20 protein-coding genes and 1 tRNA gene are annotated in these 22,638 nt (G+C 73.4%); 10 read left to right on the top strand and 11 right to left on the bottom strand.

The window, feature by feature from the left end; genetic code table 11:
* Positions 1-8: 8 nt before the first annotated feature.
* The 3 genes from E2B92_RS08685 to E2B92_RS08675 all read right to left on the bottom strand — a co-directional run bounded on the left by E2B92_RS08685 (position 9) and on the right by E2B92_RS08675 (position 3,118).
* Positions 9-734, bottom strand: a complete 726-nt coding sequence (locus E2B92_RS08685; protein WP_126888801.1) for a DUF6227 family protein — start codon at positions 732-734, stop codon at positions 9-11.
* Between the two features lie 156 nt (positions 735-890).
* The gene (locus E2B92_RS08680; RefSeq protein WP_133087453.1) at positions 891-1,940 is read right to left on the bottom strand and encodes a P1 family peptidase; all 1,050 of its coding nucleotides are present in this window, start codon (positions 1,938-1,940) and stop codon (positions 891-893) included.
* Positions 1,937-3,118, bottom strand: a complete 1,182-nt coding sequence (locus E2B92_RS08675) for a low temperature requirement protein A (RefSeq protein ID WP_126889608.1) — start codon at positions 3,116-3,118, stop codon at positions 1,937-1,939. The genes E2B92_RS08680 and E2B92_RS08675 overlap by 4 nt, the downstream gene beginning before the upstream one ends.
* 835 nt (positions 3,119-3,953) lie before the next feature.
* On the opposite strand from E2B92_RS08675, the gene E2B92_RS32930 reads away from it, so the two are divergent.
* Positions 3,954-4,253, top strand: a complete 300-nt coding sequence (locus E2B92_RS32930; RefSeq protein WP_126888002.1) for a hypothetical protein — start codon at positions 3,954-3,956, stop codon at positions 4,251-4,253.
* Positions 4,254-4,263: 10 nt separating this feature from the next.
* On the opposite strand, the gene E2B92_RS08665 is transcribed toward E2B92_RS32930, so the two are convergent.
* The 6 genes from E2B92_RS08665 to E2B92_RS08640 all read right to left on the bottom strand — a co-directional run bounded on the left by E2B92_RS08665 (position 4,264) and on the right by E2B92_RS08640 (position 10,196).
* On the bottom strand, positions 4,264-4,767 hold the full coding sequence (locus tag E2B92_RS08665; RefSeq protein WP_126888003.1) for a large conductance mechanosensitive channel protein MscL: 504 nt from the start codon (positions 4,765-4,767) through the stop codon (positions 4,264-4,266).
* Positions 4,768-4,857: 90 nt separating this feature from the next.
* Positions 4,858-5,421, bottom strand: coding sequence for an RcpC/CpaB family pilus assembly protein (locus E2B92_RS08660; protein ID WP_160159739.1), 564 nt, complete (start codon positions 5,419-5,421; stop codon positions 4,858-4,860).
* 165 nt (positions 5,422-5,586) lie between these two features.
* Positions 5,587-6,561 (bottom strand): S-methyl-5'-thioadenosine phosphorylase, encoded by a 975-nt coding sequence (locus tag E2B92_RS08655; RefSeq protein ID WP_126888004.1) that lies wholly within the window; start codon positions 6,559-6,561, stop codon positions 5,587-5,589.
* A gap of 120 nt (positions 6,562-6,681) precedes the next feature.
* Positions 6,682-7,002 (bottom strand): FmdB family zinc ribbon protein, encoded by a 321-nt coding sequence (locus tag E2B92_RS08650; protein ID WP_126888005.1) that lies wholly within the window; start codon positions 7,000-7,002, stop codon positions 6,682-6,684.
* 68 nt (positions 7,003-7,070) lie between these two features.
* A complete protein-coding gene (locus tag E2B92_RS08645) occupies positions 7,071-8,366 on the bottom strand; it encodes an MFS transporter (protein WP_235023737.1) in 1,296 nt (431 codons plus the stop codon).
* Positions 8,367-8,657: 291 nt separating this feature from the next.
* Entirely contained in the window at positions 8,658-10,196 is a 1,539-nt protein-coding gene (locus E2B92_RS08640; protein WP_126888007.1) for a potassium/proton antiporter, read from the bottom strand.
* Between the two features lie 191 nt (positions 10,197-10,387).
* On the opposite strand from E2B92_RS08640, the gene E2B92_RS08635 reads away from it, so the two are divergent.
* Positions 10,388-13,207 (top strand): penicillin acylase family protein, encoded by a 2,820-nt coding sequence (locus tag E2B92_RS08635; protein ID WP_126888008.1) that lies wholly within the window; start codon positions 10,388-10,390, stop codon positions 13,205-13,207.
* 33 nt (positions 13,208-13,240) lie between these two features.
* On the opposite strand, the gene E2B92_RS08630 is transcribed toward E2B92_RS08635, so the two are convergent.
* On the bottom strand, positions 13,241-13,822 hold the full coding sequence (locus tag E2B92_RS08630; protein WP_126888009.1) for a 5-formyltetrahydrofolate cyclo-ligase: 582 nt from the start codon (positions 13,820-13,822) through the stop codon (positions 13,241-13,243).
* A 107-nt stretch (positions 13,823-13,929) separates the two neighbouring features.
* Between E2B92_RS08630 and galU the strand changes: the two genes are divergently transcribed.
* The 8 genes from galU (at position 13,930) to E2B92_RS08590 (ending at position 21,620) form a co-directional block, all read left to right on the top strand.
* Positions 13,930-14,841, top strand: coding sequence for a UTP--glucose-1-phosphate uridylyltransferase GalU (galU, locus tag E2B92_RS08625; protein WP_126888010.1), 912 nt, complete (start codon positions 13,930-13,932; stop codon positions 14,839-14,841).
* The gene (glp, locus tag E2B92_RS08620) at positions 14,838-16,145 is read left to right on the top strand and encodes a molybdotransferase-like divisome protein Glp (RefSeq protein WP_126888011.1); all 1,308 of its coding nucleotides are present in this window, start codon (positions 14,838-14,840) and stop codon (positions 16,143-16,145) included. The genes galU and glp overlap by 4 nt, the downstream gene beginning before the upstream one ends.
* A 126-nt stretch (positions 16,146-16,271) precedes the next feature.
* On the top strand, positions 16,272-16,772 hold the full coding sequence (gene moaC, locus E2B92_RS08615; protein WP_126888012.1) for a cyclic pyranopterin monophosphate synthase MoaC: 501 nt from the start codon (positions 16,272-16,274) through the stop codon (positions 16,770-16,772).
* A complete protein-coding gene (locus E2B92_RS08610; RefSeq protein WP_235023736.1) occupies positions 16,769-17,389 on the top strand; it encodes a MogA/MoaB family molybdenum cofactor biosynthesis protein in 621 nt (206 codons plus the stop codon). Before moaC ends, E2B92_RS08610 begins: the two co-directional genes overlap by 4 nt.
* Positions 17,386-18,006, top strand: a complete 621-nt coding sequence (locus E2B92_RS08605) for a GNAT family N-acetyltransferase (RefSeq protein ID WP_185923707.1) — start codon at positions 17,386-17,388, stop codon at positions 18,004-18,006. Before E2B92_RS08610 ends, E2B92_RS08605 begins: the two co-directional genes overlap by 4 nt.
* A 156-nt stretch (positions 18,007-18,162) precedes the next feature.
* Complete coding sequence (gene sepX, locus E2B92_RS08600) at positions 18,163-19,224, top strand: divisome protein SepX/GlpR (RefSeq protein WP_133087452.1); 1,062 nt, start codon at positions 18,163-18,165, stop codon at positions 19,222-19,224.
* A gap of 87 nt (positions 19,225-19,311) precedes the next feature.
* Positions 19,312-19,385 (top strand) — tRNA-Ala (locus tag E2B92_RS08595).
* A gap of 336 nt (positions 19,386-19,721) precedes the next feature.
* Entirely contained in the window at positions 19,722-21,620 is a 1,899-nt protein-coding gene (locus tag E2B92_RS08590) for an RICIN domain-containing protein (RefSeq protein WP_126888539.1), read from the top strand.
* 41 nt (positions 21,621-21,661) lie between these two features.
* Here E2B92_RS08590 and E2B92_RS08585 read toward each other — a convergent pair whose 3' ends face one another.
* A complete protein-coding gene (locus E2B92_RS08585) occupies positions 21,662-22,630 on the bottom strand; it encodes a trypsin-like serine peptidase (protein WP_126888538.1) in 969 nt (322 codons plus the stop codon).
* Positions 22,631-22,638: the final 8 nt, after the last annotated feature.

Genomic DNA, 22,638 nt, shown 5'->3' with positions numbered 1-22,638 from the left:
GGAACCCGTCAGCGCACCCGGCCCCGCACCCGCGCGCGGCGCTCCATGGCGTCGCGCGCGGTGTGCTCGTCCTCGTACACCTCGCACATGTGCCGGCCGTCCGGCGTCGCCGTGTGCTCCACCTCCCAGACGCTCATCTCACTGCCGTCCAGCAGCAGGAACGCGTGCTCGTACAGCGTGAACCCGGCGTCCTTCCCCGCCACGCTGCACTGCCGGCCGAAGACCTGCTTGATGTGGTGCGCGAACGCGCCCCTCAGCCGCGCCGCCACCGCCTCGCCCGGCCGGTCCTCGTTCTCCGCGCGGCGCAGCACCCGGCGGGCGTGGTCCGCCGAGTCGTCCGGCACGTACATCGGCGAGGCCGGGACGGGCGGCCGGGCCAGCAGCGTGCCCAGCCACTCCAGGTCCGCGTCGAGGTCCACGGCCGGGTCGTCCTCCGGCTCGGTGAAGCCGGCCGGCAGGCGGGACGCGGCGAGCCGTACGTCGGTCTCGTCCACGTACAGCTCGTGCTGCTCGTGGCCGTCCCGCCCGGTGTTGTGCACCAGCTCCCACAGCGTCAGCGAGGAGCCGTCCGCCAGCAGGTACGTATGCCGGTACGTCGTCCGGTGGAGCGCCGCGCTGTGGTGCGACGAGTGCAGCGAACTGGCGTGGGCCAGCGCCGAGTCCAGCCGCGTGACCAGCGCGTCGGGCAGGTCGAAGGAGTTGAGCGCCCGCCCCAGGAGGCGCTCGACGTGCATCTCGGTCGTCTCGTCGTCGTTCGGAACGTTCAAGAGGGGTCTCCAGGCCGTCGCCGTGTGTCACTCGATGCTTGCTTAAGGTAGTGCCTGGGTCTGACAACGCGGTCGGCTTCCACAAAACGAGGGGCGCGCAAGCCGAGTTCCCGCGCGCCCCCCTCAACTCCGGTCCCGGACGCCTCGGTCGAGGCGGTACAGATCGCGGTACGACGGGAAGTCGCCGCCCGGCCCCGACACCGAACCGGCGGCCAGCACGGCCCGCACGATCGCCCTGGTCACCACGGTGGCACCGGCCGCCAGCACCTCGTTCAGCGCCAGCGGGCCATGCGTGTCGGGCAGGGGGCGCCCGCCCGTGGCGAGGGCGAAGACCGTGTCGCCGTCGTTGAGGAGGTGCACCGGCCGCACGGCGCGCGCGATGCCGTCGTGCGCCGTCCCCGCGAGCTTCTGCGCCTGGGCCCGGGTCAGGTCCGCGTCCGTGCCGACGACGGCGAGCGTGGTGTTCAGCGGCGGCCAGTCGTTGCGCTCCAGCGCCTCGGCCAGTTGCCGCGCCGCCGCCGCGTGCGTCTCGGCCCCGGGCTGGGTCACCGGACCGTCGCCGTACGCCCCGTACAGCACCCCCGTCAGCGGATCGACCGCCGAACCGACCGCGTTGGCCACGACGAGCGCGCCGACGGTGATCCCGGACGCCAGAACCGTGGCGGCCGTGCCGACCCCACCCTTCATCCCGCCGATCACCGCCCCGGTCCCGGCTCCGACCGACCCGCACTCCACGGGGGCGCCCAGGACCGTGGCGTCCGCCGCCTCCACCGCCGCACGCCCCGTCGAGGCGTCCGGGCGCGCCTTCCAGTCGCCGCCCCGGCCCAGGTCGAACACGCACGCCGCCGGAACGACCGGCACCACCTGCGACGGGTCGGGCCCGACGCGCACGCCCCGCCCCCGCTCCTCCAGCCAGGCCATCACCCCCGCCGCCGCCTCCAGCCCGTAGGCGCTGCCGCCCGTCAGGACCACCGCCTCGATGCGCTGGACCAGGTTGCGCGGGTCCAGCGCGTCCGTCTCCCGCGTGCCGGGGCCCCCGCCCCGCACGTCCACGGCCGCGACCGCCCCGCCCTCGGGCGCCAGGACCACCGTCGTGCCGCTGAGTGCCTTGTCCCCCGGTACGCGCGCGTGGCCGACCCGCAGACCCGCCACGTCCGTCAGTGCGTCATTCATCCTCCTTGCGTACCACGCTCCATACGGGCCGTGAGGGTGACTCCGACCGCGACGGCCGCCGCCGCGACCAGCCCCGCCGCCAGGACGCCCCACCGCCCCGCGAAGGTGCACACCAGGATGGCGAGCGCCGCGCACGGCAGCACCAGTTGCTGGGCGATGCCCGACTTGAAGTACCGCGAGTGCAAGCCCCACACCACCAGCAGGAACAGTGCCGCCGGCAGGGTCACCGCGGCCGCCGCCGCCGTCGCCGACAGGTGCGCCTTGCCGACCGCCTGCTCGACCGCGACCTCGATCCCCGCGCCGATCGCCGCCGCCGACGCCTGGATCACGTAATGGCCGTATCCCCACAGGAACGCCTGCCGGTTGGACAGCAGCCGGCGGTGGACGGGGACGATGAAGTAGATCCACCACGCGGCGAAGATCAGCAGCAGCCCGCCGCCCGCGATCGGCAGCAGCTCGTCCAGCGCGTCGTTCTCCTCCACGCCCGTCTTCACGGCGACGGTCGCCGCCGCGATCGTCTCGCCGAGCACGATGATGGTGAACAGCCCGTACCGCTCGGCGATGTGCTGTGCGTGCCAGCTCGAGGAGAAGTCCCGCTCCGCGAGCGGCGGTACGGCCATCTCGGCGACCACCAGCACCAGGAACACGTACGGCAGGGCCTCCTCGGGCACGAACAGCAGCGCCGTCCAGCCCGCCTGGCACAGCGTCACGCCGGCCGCGTACCGCAGCGCCATGGTGCGCTCCGCGCCGGACGCGGCCCGTGCGGCGCGCAGCCACTGCGAGGCGAGCCCGAGCCGCATCACCAGGTAGCCGAGCCACACCAGGAGGAACTCCTGCTCCTCGAACGCCCGGGACACCCCGGCGGCCAGGACCAGGACCCCCGCGATCTGCACGAGCGTCACGACCCGGTACAGGACGTCGTCGTTGTCGTACGCCGAGGCGAACCAGGAGAAGTTCATCCAGGCCCACCAGATGGCGAAGAACACCATCGCGTACCGGGCGATGCCTTCCCCGGCGTGCCCCTCCGCGACGGCGTGCACGAGCTGGACGCCCGCCTGGGCCACCGCCACGACGAAGCACAGGTCGAAGAAGAGCTCCAGGGGCGTGGCGGCACGGTGCGCCTCGTCCCGGCTGCGAGAGACCAGGGGCCGCAGGGGCGTACGGGGAGGGGAGGTCATCCCCCCAGGACAGCAGAGGCGCCCCGGCCGGACGCCCTTCGCGGGACGCCGTCACCCCGGAAGTCCCCACAACGGGCGAATCGTCTCGCGTCCCCCTACGGTGACCGCGTGACCCAGCCCCCCGCCCCCACGGGCGACCCCGGCCCCGACGAGCCCCCGGCCCCGACCGGTGACCCGGCCCCGACCGAGCCGCCCGCCCCCACAGGTGACCCCGAGCCCACCGAGCCGCCCGCCCCCACAGGTGACCCCGAGCCCACCGAGCCGCCCGCCCCGACCGGCGACCCGGCTCCGACCGAACCCCCGGCGCCCACCGAGCCGCCCGCCCCCACGGGTGACCCCGGCCCCGACGAGCTTCCGGCCCCGACCGGCGACCCTGGTCCGACCGACCCCCCCGCCCCCCCCCCCGCCCCCCCCCCCCCCCCCCCCCCCCCCCCCCCCCCCCCACCCCCCCCCCCCCCCACCCCCCCCCCCCGCCCCCCCCCCCCCCCCCCCCCCCCCCCCCCCGCCCCCCCCGCCCCCGCCCCGCCCCCCCCCCCCCCCCCCCCCCCCCCCCCCCCCGGCCCCCCCGCCCCCGCCCGGGCCCCCGGCCCCGACCGAGCCGCCCGCCCCGACCGATGACCCCGCGCTCGCCGAACCCCCGACCGGCGCCCACCGAACCCCCGGCCGGCGCCCAATTGACGCCCCGCCCACCGAAACCGTCGGCCGCCTTCGAGCCTCCCGCCCCGCTGCCTCCCCCAGCACCCGGCACCCGGCACCCGCCCGCGGCCATCAGCCCTGCCTCCAGTGGGTCCCCACTGCCACCGCCGGGCCGTGGCGTGCGGCGTACGCTGGGGGTATGAGGACCGCCCCCACCCCCGGACCGCGCGATGCGAAGAGCCAATCGGCGCCGGAGGAAGAGAACAACCCGCAGAATCCGAGTGACACGAAGAGTCCGGACAGCGCGGACAGCCCACGGAGCGCGGCTGTCGGTCCGGCCGGTCCCAAGAAGAGGACACCGGCGCTGATCTTCGACGATCCGCTCGCACAGCAGTCGGCGGACGATACGGACCGTGGGTGGGGCGAGCGGCCTCCGGCCGGCGACAGCGCCTCGGACCTCGCGCGCTTCCTCGACGAGAAGCCGCCGCACCACCTCTGAGACGGCGGACCTATCGGGCGCCGCGCTGGGCGACGAGCGCGTCGCGGATGTCCTTGAGGACCTCCAGCTCGGTGACCTCCAGGGTCTCCTCCACGCCCTTCTTCTCCTTCTCGAGGGCCGCCCGCCGCGCCAGGTACCTGGCCATGGGCAGCACCATCAGGAAGTAGACGACGGCGGCGGTGATCAGGAAGCTGAGCGTCGCACTGAGCACCGAACCCCACAGGATCGCGACGCCCTGGACGACCTCCCCGTTGTCGTTCACCTGGCACGGGCCCTTCAGGCAGGACTGGTAGCTCTCCAGGTTCTTGGTACCAAAGGCACCGACGACCGGGCTGATCACGCCCCGCACGACCGCGTTGACGATGTTGGTGAACGCGGCGCCGATCACCACCGCGACCGCCAGGTCGATCACGTTGCCGCGCAGGAGGAAGGCCTTGAAGCCCTCCAGCAGACTCTGATTGTTGTCCTGGCTCACCACGGTGCCTTTCGTCGCATGTGCAGTTGGCGCAGCCATTACGCCCGGCACCGTGCATAACCGTCCAATCCGTACACACGGACAGGTGAACCGGCGGGGAATCCGTGCGACGTGCGGGCGCCGGGCGGGTCAGCACAGCGTCACCGCCAGCCGGGACGTCGTCCCCGCACCGGCCAGCGCCGTGGCGGTGGCGCGCGGGACGGAGAGCACCACGAGCGCGCCCCCGTCCGCGGGCTCGTCGCCCGACTGCGGCACCTTCTCCACGCGAGCGCCCCTGGCCACCACGCGGGCCTCGTCGTCACCGTCCGCCGACGGCGAGCCCGGAGACGCGATCACGTCGACGAGGTCACCGGGCCGCAGCAGCCGGACGGTCGCGCCGTCCGCGATCCGCACCGGGGCGGACACCAGCTCGGCCGCTCGCGGCTCCCGTTCCGGCGCGGCGGCGGGCCGCGGCGGTTGCGCTTCACCGGGTCCACGGGACCCGGAGGCCGAAGCGGCCAGCGCGGCCGCCGTCATGGCGAGCCCGGCCGCCATCGCGCGCCGCCTTCGCCGCACGGCCCGCCGCAGCCGGTGCCGCCCGCCGCGCACCCGCAGGGGCGCGAACTGAGGCACCCCACACGTCTCCGGCACCGCGGGCACGTGCGCGGCCGGACGCGGACCGGGAGGAACGGAGAGGTACGAAGAAGACGTCATGGCGACCACCGCCTGCCGTGAGGGACCGGGAGCGGGCATCCGCTCCGCCGGCTTTCCGCCGACGCCCCTCACGGTGACGCGTTCCGGCCGATCCCGCTCGCGCCTGTGGACAGCCTCCGCGGTGTGGACAACCCCGTCACCCGCGAGCGTGACCGCCCGCCATGATCACGGCAGTTCGATGCCCAGGTCCCAGCCGTCGTGCGCGTGGGTGCACAGGCAGGAGCGGCTGCCGTTCTCCGGCAGCGCGGCGACCGCGTCGAACAGCACCTCGCGCAGCCGGCCCACGTTCTCGCCGAACACCCGCAGCACCTCGGTGTGCGAGACGCCGTCACCGGTCTCGGCGCCCGCGTCCAGGTCGGTCACCAGTGCCATGGACGTGTAGCAGAGTCCCAGCTCCCGGGCGAGGTACGCCTCCGGGTGCCCGGTCATGCCGACGACCGACCAGCCCATCGCGGCGTGGAACCGCGATTCGGCGCGGGTCGAGAAGCGCGGGCCCTCTATGACGACCATGGTGCCGCCGTCGACCGCCTCCCAGCCGCGCCCGTGCGCGGCGGCGAGGGCCACCTTGCGCCCGTCGGGGCAGTAGGGGTCGGCGAAGGAGGTGTGCACGACGTTCGGCACCGTTCCGTCCGGCAGCGGCTCCCCGTCGAAGTACGTCTGCGTACGGGTCTTCGTCCGGTCCACGAGCTGGTCCGGCACCAGCAGCGTGCCCGGCCCGTACTCGGGGCGCAGTCCGCCCACCGCGCACGGCCCGAGGGCCTGGCGTACGCCGACCGAGCGCAGCGCCCACAGGTTGGCCCGGTAGTTGATGCGGTGCGGCGGCAGGTGGTGGCCGCGCCCGTGCCGCGGCAGGAAGGCGACCCGGCGCCCGGCCAGCTCGCCGAAGAACAGCGAGTCGCTCGGGCTGCCGTACGGCGTGGTCACCCGGACCTCCGTCACGTCCTTCAGGAACGAATAGAAGCCGGAACCGCCGATGACGCCGATCTCCGCGCGCTGGCCGCCCCCGGCTCCCGCCACGGCCCCGGCTCCCGCCACGGCCTCGGCTCCCGCCACGGCCTCGGCTCCCGCCACCGGCCCGGTCGTGACCCCGGTGTCGCCGCCGCCGTTGCCCGCCTGCGCTGCGTTCGCTGCGTTCCCCATGCGGCTCACCCTAGCCGGGCCCGGATGCGCCCAGGACCCCGCCGTGGGAGCAGCGGGGCCCGGATGCGCCCAGGACCCCGCCGTGGGAACAGCGGGGTCCTGGGGAGAACCGGATGCGCGTCAGGCGGCGGAGCTGGAGCTCTTGGCCGTGCTCGACGCGGCGGGCTTGGAGTCCGAGGAGCCGGAGGACGAGGAGCTCGACGACGACCCGGTCGAACCGGTCGAGCCGGACGACTTCGCGGCCGGGGAGCTGCTCGACGACGCGCCACGGCTGTCGTTGCGGTAGAAGCCCGAGCCCTTGAAGACAATGCCGACGGCCGAGAACACCTTCTTCAGGCGTCCCTGGCAGCTCGGGCACTCGGTCAGAGCGTCATCGGTGAACTTCTGCACCGCCTCGAGGCCCTCGCCGCACTCGGTGCACTGGTACTGGTAGGTCGGCACTTGTCTTCCTCCTGGCACTCTCACTCGATGAGTGCTAACGACAGTCCATACTGACGTATTCCGCGGGATCAGTCCACCGTCACCGGCACGCGGTGACCGACGCCACGTGCCACGGTCCGGGTCGCCGGACGGGGCAGGAGGCGGGACCGGAGCGCCAGCAGGGTGGCCAGCGCCAGGGCCGTACCGCCCAGCGGGACCAGGAAACCGGCGCTCGGGCCGTACCCGTCCGCGAGCCGTCCGGCCACCGTCACGGCGGCCGCCTGGCCCAGGGCCACGGCGCCGGTCAGCCAGGTGAAGGCCTCGGTGCGGGCGGACGCCGGCACCAGGGTCTCGACCAGCGTGTAGCCGGTGATCAGCGCGGGGGCGATGCACAGGCCCACGATCAGGCCGAGCGCGCCGAGCAGCACCACGGAGTGCGCGGACCACAGCAGCGAGGCGGCCACGGTCAGGCCGGCGTACCCGAGGATCAGGCGGCGCCGGGGGCCGGTCTTCCAGGCGATGGCGCCGACCGCGATACCGGCCAGCATGTTGCCCGCGGCGAAGAGCCCGTACAGCACGCCGTTCATGCCCGGCTGCCCGATCGACTCGGTGAACGCGGTCAGCGAGACCTGCATGCCGCCGAAGACGGAGCCGATGCCCAGGAAGGCCACGGCCAGGACCCGGACGCCCGGCACGGACAGGGCGGAGGTGTGCTCCACGCGCGCGTGGGCGGACGCCAGGCCGTGGGCGGGCTGCGTACGGCGCTGGGCGGCGAAGAGCAGGCCGCCGGCCAGGGTGAGCGCCGCCTCGGCGATCAGACCGGCGGCGGGGTGGACGCCGGTGCACAGCGCGGTGGCGAGGACGGGGCCCACGACGAAGGTGAACTCGTCCGTGACGGACTCGAAGGCCGCCGCCGTCGACATCAGCGGGGAGCCTTCCAGCTTGGCCGCCCAGCGGGAGCGCACCATGGGGCCGACCTGTGGCACGGAGGCGCCGGTCGGCACCGCCGCCACGAACAGCGCCCACAGGGGGGCGTCCGCCAGCGCCAGCGCCGTCAGGGCCGACACCGACACGGTGTGCACGAGGACGCCGGGGATCAGCACGGCGCGCTGGCCGAAGCGGTCGGCGAGCTTGCCGCTCTGCGGTGCGAAGAGAGCCATCGAGACGCCGGTGAACGCGGCGACGGCGCCGGCGCTGCCGTACGAACCGGTGGTGTGCTGCACCAGCAGGACGATGCCGATGGTCAGCATCGCGAAGGGCTGCCGCGCCGCGAATCCGGGCAGCAGGAACGTCCATGCTCCCGGGGTGCGCAGGAGCTGCCCGTATCCAGGACGCTTGGCAGCGTCAGAGGTGGCGACCGTGGCTGTGTTGACAGCGGAGGGCACGGCCCTTGGCCTTTCTGCCGCCTGGTAGCGCTCCCCTGGGTGTCGGGAGCCGCCGAGAGCTGTCCTCTTGCGCGGAACTGCGGTAGATACCGGACCCCTGAACCGGGGTGTCACGGCCGCCATACGGTCGCGCCAGCTCTGCGTCAGGCAGAGTTGGTCGATCAGTGTGCCTTCATGGTACAGGGGCGAGCGCCCGTGGCGCCTGTGAAATTGCCGATACGGGCAAGGTGGCACCTCCGATCAACCGAATGTTCACCCTGGAACCGAGGGCTGTCCCGCCGGGCCCCGCCCCTAGGTGCCGCCGCGGGTGCCTCCCGTACCGAGCCAGTCGGCCAGCTTGCCGCCCTGGGCCACGGCCCGCAGCCGCCGCTCGGCGGCGTCCCGGACCGGGTCCGTGGCGACCACCAGCAGCTCGTCGCCGTGCCGCAGCACGGTCGTCGGCGACGGTACGAAGCTCTTGCCGTCCCGTACGACGAGGGTGACGGCCGCGCCCGGGGGCAGCCGCAGCTCCGCGACCTCCACGCCGTGCATCCGGGACTTCTGCGGGACGGCCACCGACAGCAGGTGCCCGCGCAGCCGCTCCAGGGGGGCCGATTCGACGCCCAGGTCGGCGGCCTCGGCCTGGTCTCCCAGCCGCAGCGCCCTGGCCAGCCAGGGCAGGGTCGGGCCCTGTACCAGGGTGTAGACCACGACCAGCACGAAGACGATGTTGAAGACCTTCTCGCTGCCCTCGATTCCCGAGACCATGGGGATGGTCGCCAGGATGATGGGCACCGCGCCGCGCAGGCCGGCCCAGGACATCAGGGCCTGCTCCTGCCACGGGACGCGGAAGGGCAGCAGGCTCATGAAGACGGACAGCGGCCGCGCGACCGCCGTCAGCACCAGCCCGACCAGGACCGCCGGCCAGAAGTCGTCGACCAGCTCGTGCGGGGTCACCAGCAGGCCGAGCAGGACGAACATGCCGATCTGGGCGAGCCAGCCCAGGCCCTCCGCGAAGCCCCGGTTGGCGGGCGCGTGCGGCAGCTTGGCGTTGCCGAGCACCACGGAGGCCAGGTAGACCGCGAGGAAGCCGCTGCCGTGCGCCATGGCGCCGGCCGCGTAGGCGACCACCGCGATGGCCATCACGGCGATCGGGTAGAGGCCGGAGGCGGGCAGGGCGACGTGGCGCAGCCCGAAGGCGCCGAGGAAGCCCACCGCCAGTCCGATGGCCGCGCCGATGGCCAGCTCCAGGGCGATGGTGCCCAGCAGCATGTACCAGCTCTCGACCGGGCCGGCCGTGGAGAAGGCCACCACCAGGATCACGACGGGGGCGTCGTTGAAGCCGGACTCGGCCTCCAGGGTGCCGGTCACCCGGGACGGCAGGGGCACCTTGCGCAGGACGGAGAAGACGGCGGCGGCGTCCGTGGAGGAGACGACCGCGCCGATGATCAGTGCCTGCCGCCACTCCAGGCCCACCCAGTAGTGCGCGGCCGCGGCCGTGATGCCCACGCTCACCGCGACGCCGGCGGTCGACAGGACGGCCGCCATGGGCAACGCGGGTTTGATCTCCTTCCACTTCGTTCCCAGGCCGCCCTCGGCCAGGATCACCACAAGCGCGGCATAGCCGATCACTTGGGTCAGTTCGGCGTTGTCGAACTGGACGTTGCCGATCCCGTCCTGGCCGATGGCGACGCCGATCCCCAGGTAGAGGAGCAGGCTGGGGAGCCCGCTGCGCGAGGAGATCCGCACCGCCGCGACGGCGACGAGCAGGACGAGCGAGCAGACGAGCAGGAGTTCGTTGAGCTGGTGGACAGTCAGTGGGCCGACCCTTTCCTCGCATGCGTGACGCATCGTTCCGAGCTGCGGTACTTCGTTACTTTACCTAATCATTAACGCGTCCTTGACGCCAGGCCGGGGTGGGCGGCGCCCCTGCCGGGTCCCCGGGAAAGCCCTCCTTACTGACACCGCGTCCGGGCCGGGCGGGCGCTGCGCCTATGGTTGCTCCAGCACTCCAGGACCAGCCTGCGCCTCGAAGGACAGCGATGCCCGCCAACACCACCGCCGCTTCCACCAAGAAGAAGGGGCGACGCGCCCGTCTGCTCGTGATCGCCCTGGTGCTGGCGCTGGTCGCGGGCCTCGGTTACGGCGCCTACTGGACCGTCAGCACCGTGCGCGCCCCGTTCCCGCAGACCACCGGCACCTTGAAGCTCGACGGGCTGTCCGGCCCGGTCGACGTCAAACGGGACGACTACGGCGTCCCGCAGATCTACGCCTCCACCGAGGAGGACCTGTTCCGCGCCCAGGGCTACGTCCAGGCCCAGGACCGGTTCTGGGAGATGGACGTCCGCCGCCACATGACGGCCGGGCGGCTGTCGGAGATGTTCGGCCGGGAACAGGTCGACACGGACGCGTTCCTGCGCACCCTGGGCTGGCACCGGGTGGCACAGGAGGAGTACGACAAGCTCCTGTCGCCCGACACCAAGAAGAACCTCCAGGCGTACGCGGACGGCGTCAACGCCTACCTGAAGGGCAAGGAGGGGCGTGACATCTCGGTCGAGTACGCCGCCCTGGCCTTCAGCAACGACTACTCCATCGAGCCGTGGACGCCGGTCGACTCGGTGGCCTGGCTCAAGGCCATGGCCTGGGACCTGCGCGGCAACATGCAGGAGGAGATCGACCGTTCGCTGATGACCACCAGGCTCAGCGAGAAGCAGATCCAGGACCTCTACCCGCCGTACCCGTACGACCTGCACCGCCCGATCGTCGACAAGGGCGGCGTCGACGGGGCCACCGGGAAGTTCGACCCCTCCGCCGAGGGCGGCAGCGAGGACGCCGGGACGGGCAGCGGCCTGGACGCGGGTACGGACACGGGCTCGGGGACGGGTACCGGCACCGGCACGGGCGGCTCGGACGGCGCCCAGGGCAGCCCTCAGGGCGCCACGCAGGGCCTCCAGTCCCAGCTCTCCGCGCTGTCCGCCTCCCTGGAGAAGATCCCCGCCCTGCTCGGCCCCAACGGCAACGGCATCGGCTCCAACTCATGGGTCGTCTCGGGCAAGTACACGACCACCGGCAAGCCGCTGCTCGCCAACGACCCGCACCTGGCGCCCCAGCTCCCCTCGCTCTGGTACCAGATGGGCCTGCACTGCCGCTCGGTGTCGGACAAGTGCCGTTACGACGTGGCCGGCTACACCTTCGCCGGGATGCCCGGCGTGATAATCGGGCACAACCAGGACATCGCCTGGGGCTTCACCAACCTGGGCGCGGACGTCAGCGACCTGTACCTGGAGAAGGTCACCGACAGCGGCTACCTGTTCGCCGGCAAGGAGCGGCCCTTCGTCACCCGCGAAGAGATCATCAAGATCGCCGGCGGCGAGCCCAGGAAAATCACCGTCCGCACGACGAACAACGGCCCCCTGGTCTCCGACCGCAGCAACGAGCTGGAGAAGGTCGGCGACGAGGCTCCCGTCGACAACCTGGCGCCGGACCGCGGCGACGGCTACGCGGTGGCGCTGCGCTGGACCGCCCTGGACCCGGGCAAGTCCATGGACGCCGTGTTCAAGCTGAACCGCGCCACCGACTTCAAGCAGTTCCGTGAGGCCGCCCGCGACTTCGAGGTGCCCTCCCAGAACCTGATCTACGCCGACGCCAAGGGCGCCGAGGGCACCATCGGCTACCAGGCCCCCGGCAAGATCCCGGTCCGCCAGAAGGGCCACGACGGCACCATGCCGGCGCCGGGCTGGGACCCGAAGTACACCTGGAAGAAGAAGTTCGTCCCGTTCGACGAGCTGCCCTACGAGGAGAACCCGGAGCGCGGCTACATCGTGACCGCGAACCAGGCCGTCATCGACGCGGAGAAGTACCCCTACGCCCTGACCGAGGACTGGGGCTACGGCTCGCGCAGCCAGCGCATCAACGACCTCATCGAGTCCAAGACCAAGGACGGGGCCAAGGTCTCGACCGAGGACATGCGCACCATGCAGATGGACAACAGCAGCGAGATCGCCAAGCTGCTGACGCCCTACCTGCTGAAGATCGACATCTCGGACCCGCACGTCCGTGAGGCGCAGAAGCTCCTCGAGGGCTGGGACTACACCCAGGACGCGGACTCCGGGGCGGCCGCCTACTTCAACGGCGTGTGGCGGCACGTCCTCAAGCTGGCCTTCGGCAACAAGCTGCCCAAGGAGCTGCGGGTCAAGGGCGAGTGCCTCAACGTCCGCCCGGCCGACTCCACCGGACCCGTGGACGAGCAGAACCGGCTGGTCCGGGAGTGCGGGCAGCGGGACGCGGAGTCGGCCCAGCCGGACGGCGGCGACCGCTGGTACGAGGTGGTCCGCCGCATCCTGAAGGACGAGAAGAACGAGTGGTGGGCGTCCGCCCCCAACCGCACGTACCGCGCCGGCACGGACACCCGGGACGAGCTGCTCAAGCGCGCCATGGTGGACGCCCGCTGGGAGCTGACCGCCAAGCTCGGCAAGGACGTCAATAGCTGGAGCTGGGGCCGGCTGCACCAGCTCACCCTGAAGAACCAGACCCTCGGTACCGAGGGGCCGGGCGCCGTCCAGTTCCTGCTCAACCGGGGCCCGTGGAACCTGTCCGGCGGCGAGGCGGCGGTCAACGCCACCGGCTGGAACGCGGCCGGCGGGTACGGCGTCGTCTGGGTGCCCTCGATGCGGATGGTGGTGAACGTGGGCGACTGGGACAAGTCCCGCTGGATCAACCTGACCGGCGCCTCGGGGCACGCCTACAGCTCGCACTACACCGACCAAACGGACAAGTGGGCCAAGGGCGAGCTGATCGACTGGGCGTACGGCAAGCAGGCGGTCGACGCCAGGACCGAGGACACGCTCGTCCTCACGCCGTAGGGACACGGCGTGCGGGACGGGGCGTGACGGCCCTCAGGCCCTGAAGCGGAGGGTGACCTCCGGGGTCACCACCGCGTGCACGGGGTGGTCGTGCGGTTCCTCCGGGACCCGCTCGACCACCTCGTTCGCGTAGAGCAGCACCACCAGGGCGGGGTCGTGGCCGCCCCGGGCGATCCGGGCGAGGACGCGGTCGTACGAGCCGCCTCCCCGTCCCAGGCGCATCCCCCGCGCGTCCACCGCCAGGCCGGGCAGGAGGACCGTGCCGGCCTCCAGGACGGCCTCGGGGCCCAGCCGGGGCCCCGCGGGCTCCAGAAGGCCGCGCCGGGCCCGTACGAGCCGCTCGGCGCCCTCGTAGGCCGCCCAGTCCAGGTCGTTGTCCTCCAGCAGGACCGGCAGCAGGACGCGCACGCCCCGCTCGCGCAGCGCGTCGAGCAGGGCGCGGGTGCCGGGCTCGCTGCCGACCGAGACGTAGGCGGCGACCGTCCGGGCCCGCCGGAGCTCGGGAAGATTCAGGGCGCCCTCCGCGAGAACCGCGGCGGCGTTCTGGACGTCCTCCTTGCTCAGAAGGGCACGAGCGGCGAGCAGTTGGCGCCGCAGAACGGCCTTTTCGGACATGTCGCCGATCAAGATGGCCTCGCAAACCTCTCGTATGTGGCTATAGGCGAACGAAGTTAAACGGAAGCTAATCTTCCGTCCCTTACCGAACAGATATGGTGCTCCGCATGACTCAGTCGCACCCCAGGATCAGCAAGGCTGTCATCCCCGCCGCCGGCCTCGGCACCAGGTTCCTGCCGGCCACGAAAGCCACTCCCAAAGAGATGCTGCCTGTGGTCGACAAGCCCGCCATCCAGTACGTGGTCGAGGAGGCCGTGGGGGCCGGGCTCTCCGACGTGCTGATGATCACAGGCCGCAACAAGCGGCCGCTCGAGGACCACTTCGACCGCAACTACGAGCTCGAAGAGGCCCTCATCAAGAAGGGCGACCAGGAACGCCTCGCCAAGGTCCAGGAGTCCAGCGACCTGGCCACCATGCACTACGTCCGCCAGGGCGACCCGCGCGGCCTCGGCCACGCCGTCCTGTGCGCCGCCCCGCACGTGGGCGACGAGCCCTTCGCCGTCCTCCTCGGCGACGACCTGATCGACCCGCGCGACCCCCTGCTGTCCCGCATGGTCGAGATCCAGGAGCGCGAGGGCGGCAGCGTCGTCGCGCTGATGGAGGTCGAGCCGTCCCAGATCCACCTCTACGGCTGCGCGGCGGTCGAGCCCACCGGGGACGCCGACGTCGTCAAGGTGACCAACCTGGTCGAGAAGCCCGACGCGTCCGAGGCGCCCAGCAACTACGCCATCATCGGCCGGTACGTCCTCGACCCCGCCGTCTTCGGGATACTGCGGCAGACCGAGCCGGGCCGCGGCGGCGAGATCCAGCTCACCGACGCCCTCCAGAAGCTCGCCGCCGACGAGTCGGCGGGCGGCCCGGTGCACGGCGTCGTCTTCAAGGGCCGCCGCTATGACACCGGCGACCGCGGCGACTACCTGCGGGCCATTGTCAGACTCGCGTGCGAACGTGAGGATCTGGGACCGGACTTCCGGACCTGGCTGCGCGGTTACGTCACCGAGGAGATGCAAGCACTGTGAGGACGACCTGGTCGGTGGACGAGCACCTGGAGGACATCCTCCAGGCTGTCCACCCGCTCGACCCGATCGAGCTGCCGCTGCCCGACGCCCAGGGCTGTGTCCTGGTCGAGGACGTCATGGTGCCCGTCGCCCTGCCGCCCTTCGACAACAGCTCCATGGACGGGTACGCGGTACGGGTCGCCGACGTCACCGGCGCCACCGAGGAATTCCCGGCGGTGCTCACGGTCATCGGCGACGTGGCGGCGGGCAGCGAGGGGCTGCCCACCGTCGGCCCCGGCCAGGCCGCCCGCATCATGACCGGCGCTCCGCTGCCGCCCGGCGCCGAGGCCGTCGTTCCGGTCGAGTGGACCGACGGCGGCACCGGCGGCGCGCCCGCCACCGGGATGCGGGCCGCGAGCGCCGCGCCCGAGGGCGCCACCGGCGAGGTCCGCGTCCACCGCCCGGCCGAGGCCCGCGCCCACGTACGCGCGCGTGGCAGCGACGTCCAGGCCGGCGACCTGGCCCTGGAGGCCGGCACCGTCCTCGGCCCGCCGCAGATCGGACTGCTCGCCGCCATCGGACGCGGCACCGTGCGGGTGCGTCCCCGCCCGCGCGTGGTCGTGATCTCCACCGGCAGCGAGCTGGTCCAGCCCGGCGAGGACCTGGGCGCCGGGCGGATCTACGACTCCAACAGCTTCGCGCTGGCCGCCGCGGCGCGGGACGCGGGGGCCATCGCCTACCGCGTCGGCGCCGTCACCGACGACGCCACCACGCTGCGCGCCGCCATCGAGGACCAGCTCATCCGCGCCGACCTGCTGGTCACCACCGGCGGGGTGAGCGTCGGGGCGTACGACGTCGTCAAGGAGGCCCTGTCCTCGGTGGGCGACGAGGACGAGCCGGGCAGCGGCATCGACTTCCGCAAGCTCGCCATGCAGCCGGGCAAGCCGCAGGGCTTCGGCTCCATCGGCCCCGACCACACCCCGCTGCTGGCCCTCCCCGGCAACCCGGTTTCCTCCTACGTCTCCTTCGAGCTGTTCGTCCGGCCGGCGATCCGCGCCCTGATGGGCCTGAAGGACGTTCCGGACACCCAGCGGCCCCGCGTGCGTGCCGTCCTGGCCGCCGACAAGCCGCTGTCCTCGCCGGCCGGCAAGCGCCAGTTCCTGCGCGGCAGGTACGACGCGGAGGCCGGGACGGTCACCCCCGTGGGCGGTGCGGGGTCCCACCTGATCGCCGCCCTGGCGCACGCGGACGCCCTGCTCGTCGTCCCCGAGGACACCACCGCGGTGGAGCCGGGCGGCGAACTGGACGTGGTCCTCATCGGCTGAGCGGGGGGCCGTGGCGGTACCGTGTCTGCCGCTGTGCCTTCCCGGGGGACCACCCCCGGCCCCCGGCGGCGCGACAATGGCCGTGCGGGGCAATCGGCGCCGGAACACGCGAGGCGGAGTTCAGCAGTGAGTACGCAAGGCAGCCTGACGCACATCGACGAGTCGGGGGCGGCCCGCATGGTCGACGTCTCCGAGAAGGACGTCACCGCCCGCACCGCCCGCGCCACCGGCCGGGTCCTCGTCTCGCCCCGGGTGATCGAGCTGCTGCGCGGCGAGGGCGTGCCCAAGGGCGACGCCCTCGCCACCGCCCGGATCGCCGGCATCATGGGCGCCAAGCGCACCCCCGACCTCATTCCGCTGTGCCACCCGCTCGCCGTCTCCGGCGTGAAGCTCGACCTGTCGGTCGCGGACGACGCGGTCGAGATCGCCGCCACGGTGAAGACCACCGACCGCACGGGGGTCGAGATGGAGGCCCTCACGGCCGTGTCGGTGGCCGCGCTCACGGTCGTCGACATGATCAAGGCCGTCGACAAGGCGGCCGTCATCACCGACGTACGGGTGGAGGAGAAGACCGGCGGGAAGTCCGGTCACTACCGGCGCACCGAGGCGGAAGGGGAGCGGGTGTGACGCCCCGGGCCGGGAACGTCACCGGCGCGCACGCTCATGAACCGGAGCGCGCCGCCACGCCGCACGCCCCGGAGCCGGAGGACGCCCCCTCCGCGCACGCCCCCGGCGCGCATCAGGCGCCCGCCGCTGACCGCCCGTACCGCGCGCTCGTCGTCACCGCCTCCAACCGGGCCTCGGCCGGGGTGTACGAGGACAAGGGCGGCCCCGTCCTCGCCGACGGGCTGGCCCGCCTGGGCTTCGCCGTCGACGGGCCCCAGGTCGTCCCGGACGGCGACCCGGTCGAGGCGGCGCTGCGCGCCGGGGTGGAGGCCGCGTACGACGTCATCCTGACCACCGGCGGCACCGGCATCTCGCCCACCGACCGCACCCCCGACGTCACCCGCCGGGTCCTGGACCACGAGGTCCCCGGCATCCCGGAGGCCATCCGCGCGTACGGCCGCGAGAAGGTGCCCACCGCGGCGCTGTCCCGGGGCCTGGCCGGGGTCGCCGGCCGCACCCTGATCGTCAACCTGCCCGGCTCCACAGGTGGCGTCCGCGACGGGCTCGCCGTCCTGGAGCGCCTCCTGGTCCACGCGGTCGACCAGCTCCGCGGCGGCGACCACCCCAGACCGTCATGAACCCGGCCTGGCCCGTGACGCTGGCGGACGGCGCCGTCGTCCTGCGGCCGATAAAGCTGCGCGACCAGCGGGACTGGCGCGAGGTCAACCGCCGCAACCGGGACTGGCTGCGCCCCTGGGAGGCGACGATCCCGCCGCCCGCGCCGGGCATCCCCCTCACCCAGCGCCCCACCTACCGTCAGATGGTCCGCCATCTGCGCACCGAGGCGAACGCGGGGCGGATGCTGCCGTTCGTGGTCGAGTACGAGGGCCGGCTGGTCGGCCAGCTCACCGTCGCGGGGATCACCTGGGGCTCGATGTGCTCGGGCCACGTCGGGTACTGGGTGGACCGCGAGGTGGCGGGCCGGGGCGTCATGCCGACGTCCGTGGCGCTCGCCGTCGACCACTGCTTCCGCACGGTGGGCCTGCACCGGATCGAGGTCTGCATCCGGCCGGAGAACACCCCGAGCCGCCGGGTCGTCGAGAAACTGGGATTCCGCGAGGAAGGACTGCGTCCCCGTTACCTCCACATCGACGGCGCCTGGCGCGACCACCTCGTGTTCGCGCTCACCGCGGAGGAGGTCCCGGAGGGGCTGTTGCGCCGTTGGCACCGGGTCAGCCGGGGAACACCCCGCTGATCGAACCATTAATAAGATATACGTTCGAATTTGGTCGCCGTTCTGTCGTAACCGGTCGGACCAATCACAAAAAAATTCAGTGATATCAGCCAGATCGTGCGACACACCGGCCCAATTGGCCGATGGCCGGATGCGAACCCCTCTACGGTGTGAGGCGTGAGCAGCAGCGGCCTCATCTACGCAGTCATCGTCGGGGCCTGGGCCGCCTACCTGGTGCCGATGTGGCTCCGCAGGCAGGACGAGCTGAACGAAGCACGTCCGACGGAACGCTTCAGCACCGCCATCCGGCTCCTGTCCGGACGGGCGGGGATGGAGCGCCGGTACGCCAAGGAGCTGCGTGAGCGCACCGCCGAGCAGGCGGCGTCGCCCGACGTCGACCCGGACGCCGAGACCGAGCACCTGAGCTCGGTCGACGTCCGGGCCTTCGCCGCGCCCCCGGACCGTACGGAGGCGCGCCTGGAGGTCCCGGAGGTGCCGCCCGCGAGGCCGCGCCCCGCCCGGCGTCCACGACCGGCCGGTGCGGCCGCCGAGCGCGCCCGGCGCTCCAAGGTCCTCGCCAGGCGCCGGCGGACCACCGTGATCCTCTTCCTCGCCTTCACTCTCGGCGCGATCGTCGCGGCGGTCGGCGGCCTGGCGTTCCTGTGGGCCCCGGGCGTCCCGGCCGTGCTGCTGAGCGCGTACATCGTGCACCTGCGTGCCCAGGAGCGCCGCCGCTTCGTCTACGTGATGGACCGGCGCCGCGCCGAGGCCGCCGCGCAGCGCCTGCGCGAGAGCCGCCCGCGCGGCCGCACCGCCCCCGAGCAGGGGGACGTGCCCGAGGCCCGCAACCCGCAGCCCGACCCGGAACCCGCCCCCGCGCTCACCCCGCAGGAGGCCGGGCGCCGCGCGCTGGTCGAACAGACGGACCACGCCGAGTGGGTGGACCAGCAGCGCGACCACGGCCCCACCCGCGGCGATAGCTGGGATCCGGTCCCGGTGCCGCTGCCCACCTACGTCACCGCCCCGGTGGCCCCGCGGGCGACGGGCGGCGTCGACGTCACCGACCCCGAGACGTGGAGCGCGGCCCGCTCCTCCCCGGCGGAACCCACCCCGCCCCCGCCGACGCGCCAGAACCCCCACCCGAGCCCGCACCCGCCGCGCCGGTCCCACGACCACGGCCGGACACCGCTCTTCGACCAGTACGCGGACGAGGACCGGCCCCGCGCGGCCAACGAGTAGGGCGCCGTGTGAGGGGCCTCTCGGCCGCCGGCGAGGAACGGATTTCCAAGCACCCCGATCGGGATGCTAATGTTTCACACGTCGCAAGGGCCTGTGGCGCAGACTGGTAGCGCACCTCGTTCGCATCGAGGGGGTCAGGGGTTCAAATCCCCTCAGGTCCACGCACACACAAGATCCCGTCCGATCGTTCCGATCGGGCGGGATCTTGTCGTTGTCCCCCTCCGGGGTGGCCCCGGGAGGCCGGACGGGCGCGCTCGTGCCGAGCGCGGGAGGCGTGCCGAATTACCCGCAGGCACCGCGTGCCGGAACTCTTGTTCCTCGGCGGCGGGTTATGGAAGGCTGTGCAGCTCCGCGAGCCCAACAAGGCGTATTTGAGCGGCAGTTCGAATTTCTCGGCGGTGGCACCTCAAAAGGGATTCGGCACCGACCAGGTATGTACCAATCAGGCGGCGTTCCCTCCAGCCCCCCATCGCAATGCCCTGAATGGAAATACACCCATGCCCTCATCCCGTCGTCCCGATCACTCCGTTCCGCCGCCTCCTCCCTACGCGCCCACCTCGGGCGGCGCCGACGCGGCCCTCGCCGGCATGCTGGGCACGGCCCCCGGCGGCGGGGGCGCGGCGGACGCCTATCCCGCCACCGTGCTGATGGCCCGGCACTGCGGAGCGGTCAGCGACTACGCGGCGCTGCTCACCGCCTCGCGCACCTACGCCTCGATGGCCGTCTCGGCCGCCTTCGCCCGTGTGCTGGAGGAACTGCGCCAGGACGCGGGCGCCGGGGAGGGGGCGGTGCGGCCACGGCTGCTGGTGGCGGCGCGCCGCACCGTCGCGGAGTGGGCGGGCGACCCGCGGCTCGCGGCCCTGCTGACCGGCCTGCGGCGGCCCGCAGGGCCCGGACCCGACCGGCAGCTCGTCGCCCGCGCGTTCGCGGCACTGCCCGGACCGGCGCAGGTGCTGCTGTGGCACCGGGAGGTCGAGGCGGAGGGCATATCCATTCCCGCCGCATTGCTGGCCATCGACCCGCGTACGGCGACCGCACAACTGGAAGAGGCCCGGGAACTGTTCCGCGCCGGTTGTCTGCGCGCCCATTCCGAACTGGCCGCCGACCCGGAATGCCGCCACTACAACCGGTTGCTCGACATATCCCTGCGGCGCGGTGGCGCCCTGATCCCCGACATTCAGCGGCATTTGTCGAAGTGCCGGCACTGCCGGTACGCGGCGGACCAGTTGCGCCACGCCGACGGGCGGCTGCCGCTGCTGCTGGCCGAGGGCGTGCTCGGGGAGGGCGCCGGGGCGTACGTCGAGTCACGGCCGGGCCGCTCCCGGGCCCGTACCGGTGCGCCGGGGGAGGCCCGGCGGGCGGGCCGGCACTCGCGGGCCGTGCCGGCGGGAGCCGCGCGGCGCCTCGCCGGGGCCGTACCGGGCGGGGGAGCGTTCCTGGCGGGGCTCGGGCTCGTCACGGCGGGCGTCCTGGGGGTGGCGGCCCTCTCCGGCCTCTGGGGGGATGACGGCGGCGCCGACGGCCGGGCCGGCGGGCACAGCGCCGGCGCGACGGCCCCGGGCGGTCCCGACGGCGCCGCCGCCCCGGCACCGGGGTCCCGGCCCACCACCGCCGCGCCGCAGCCGCCCACCTCCGCCGGGCACGGCACCGGACCGGGCGGGGGCGCCGGGCTCACCACCCGGTTGCGCAACGCCGCCACCGGGCTGTGCCTCGACATCCGGGACGGACTGCCCCGGGTGGGCGCCGAGCTCACCCTCGCGCCGTGCTCGGGCCACCCGACCCAGACGTGGCGGTACGAGCCGGACGGGCTGCTGCGCAGCGCCGCGGCCCCGGTCCTGTGCCCGAACTCGCAGGAGCCGTCGGGGGCGGCCGTCCTGCGGCTGTGCGCGACCCAGGCCGCGATGACCGTCCGGTACGACCTGAGCATCCAGGGCCACGTCGTGCCCCGGTGGCACGCGGGGCTGGGCCTGGTGCCGGCCGCCGAGCAGCCGGGGACGACCGTGGTGGTGAAGGTCCGCGACGGGTCGCGGTCCCAGCGCTGGCTGACCGACAACGCTGTCGGCACCCCCGCGCCGCGCCGGGCCGCCGCGGACACGGGGGCCTCCGGGGACGTCGGGACGGCACGGTCCGGGACGGGCGCGCACCAGGCGTCGCCGGCCCGCCCGCCGGCCGCCGGCCCCGCCGGCCCGGCCGAGGACCGCGGAGGCCCGGAAGGCGGCAGCGGGGACGGCGCCCCGGACGGGGCCGCCCCCGGTGACCGACACGGCGTGCGCAGCGTGAACGACCCGGCACCCGGACCGGACGCGGCGCCGCCCGTGCCCGGGCACACACCCGAGGCGGACACCGCGCCCCTGGTCGCCGTGCGGCTCCCGGGCGTCGCGGCCGGAGTCGGGTAGCGCCCGGCGGGCGGGCCCGCCGGGCGTGGGCGAAGGCCAGGTCAGGCGACCTGGGCCCGGTCGTACAGGGCCTTGGCCTCGTTGCCGAAGTACGGGCCGAACATGCGGTTCGGCAGGAAGGTGTACCCGAAGCTGTTCACCGAGACCTGGAGGCCGGTGCCGGTCGCCTCGCTGAAGCCGGTGAACCAGGGGCCGCCGCTGGAGCCGCCGGTCATGTTGCAGCCCAGGCTGTGGTCCTGGGAGAAGAGGAAGTCCTTGGAGGAGTTCCCGCTGCAATGGATCAGCTTGGAGCCGTCGTAGGGGGACGCGGCCGGGAAGCCGAAGGCGTACATCGGCTTGTTGTAGCCGCCGTTGAACTGGAGGCCCTGGGCGCCGGTGACGGACGTGAGCCGCCGGCCGTTCAGGGGCGCGACGACGGCCGCGCCGATGTCCTGGTTGATGTCCTCGCTCGCCTCCCACTGCGGGGTGGTCAGCGTCCTGGTGGCGGTCCACTGGCCGTACGGCGCCTGACCGTTGTCGTACGCCGGGACGAAGACCCAGTTGGTGTGCCAGCTTCCCTGGTACTTCACGCAGTGCCCGGCGGTGATCACCGTGCTGGCGTTCTGGCTCGTCACGGCGTTGCCGGAGCAGGAGGCCGTGCGGCCCTGGAAGGTGAAGAAGACCCGGCCGGACGTCCTTACGACCGCGCCGCCGCCGGTCCAGGGGCCGCCCGCCTGCGGGAAGGCCGTGGGGGCGACGGTCGTCGGGGTGCCGCCCGGCTCGGGGGCCCTGAGCTTCTTCAGCGCCCGCGGGGTGAGCACCAGGTCGAGCGGGGTGGCGCCGCGCATGCGCTCGGCGGTCCAGAACGTCCGGGCCGACCGCTGTTCGTCGGCGGAAACGGCCCGTGCGGCCGGGGCGGGCGACGGGGCGGGTGACGACGGGGCCGCGGTGGCGGTGGTGGTCGACAGGGCGCCGGTGAGCAGGGCTCCGACGGTCAGCAGGACGCCCATGGCGGTGCGATGGCCTCTCACGCATGTCT

Origin of the sequence: Streptomyces sp. WAC05374 (assembly GCF_004353505.1) — a bacterium.
Classification (GTDB): Bacteria; Actinomycetota; Actinomycetes; order Streptomycetales; family Streptomycetaceae; genus Streptomyces.
The sequence above is the reverse complement of the archived record's forward strand: the minus strand, read 5'-3'. Positions and strand labels throughout refer to the sequence as shown.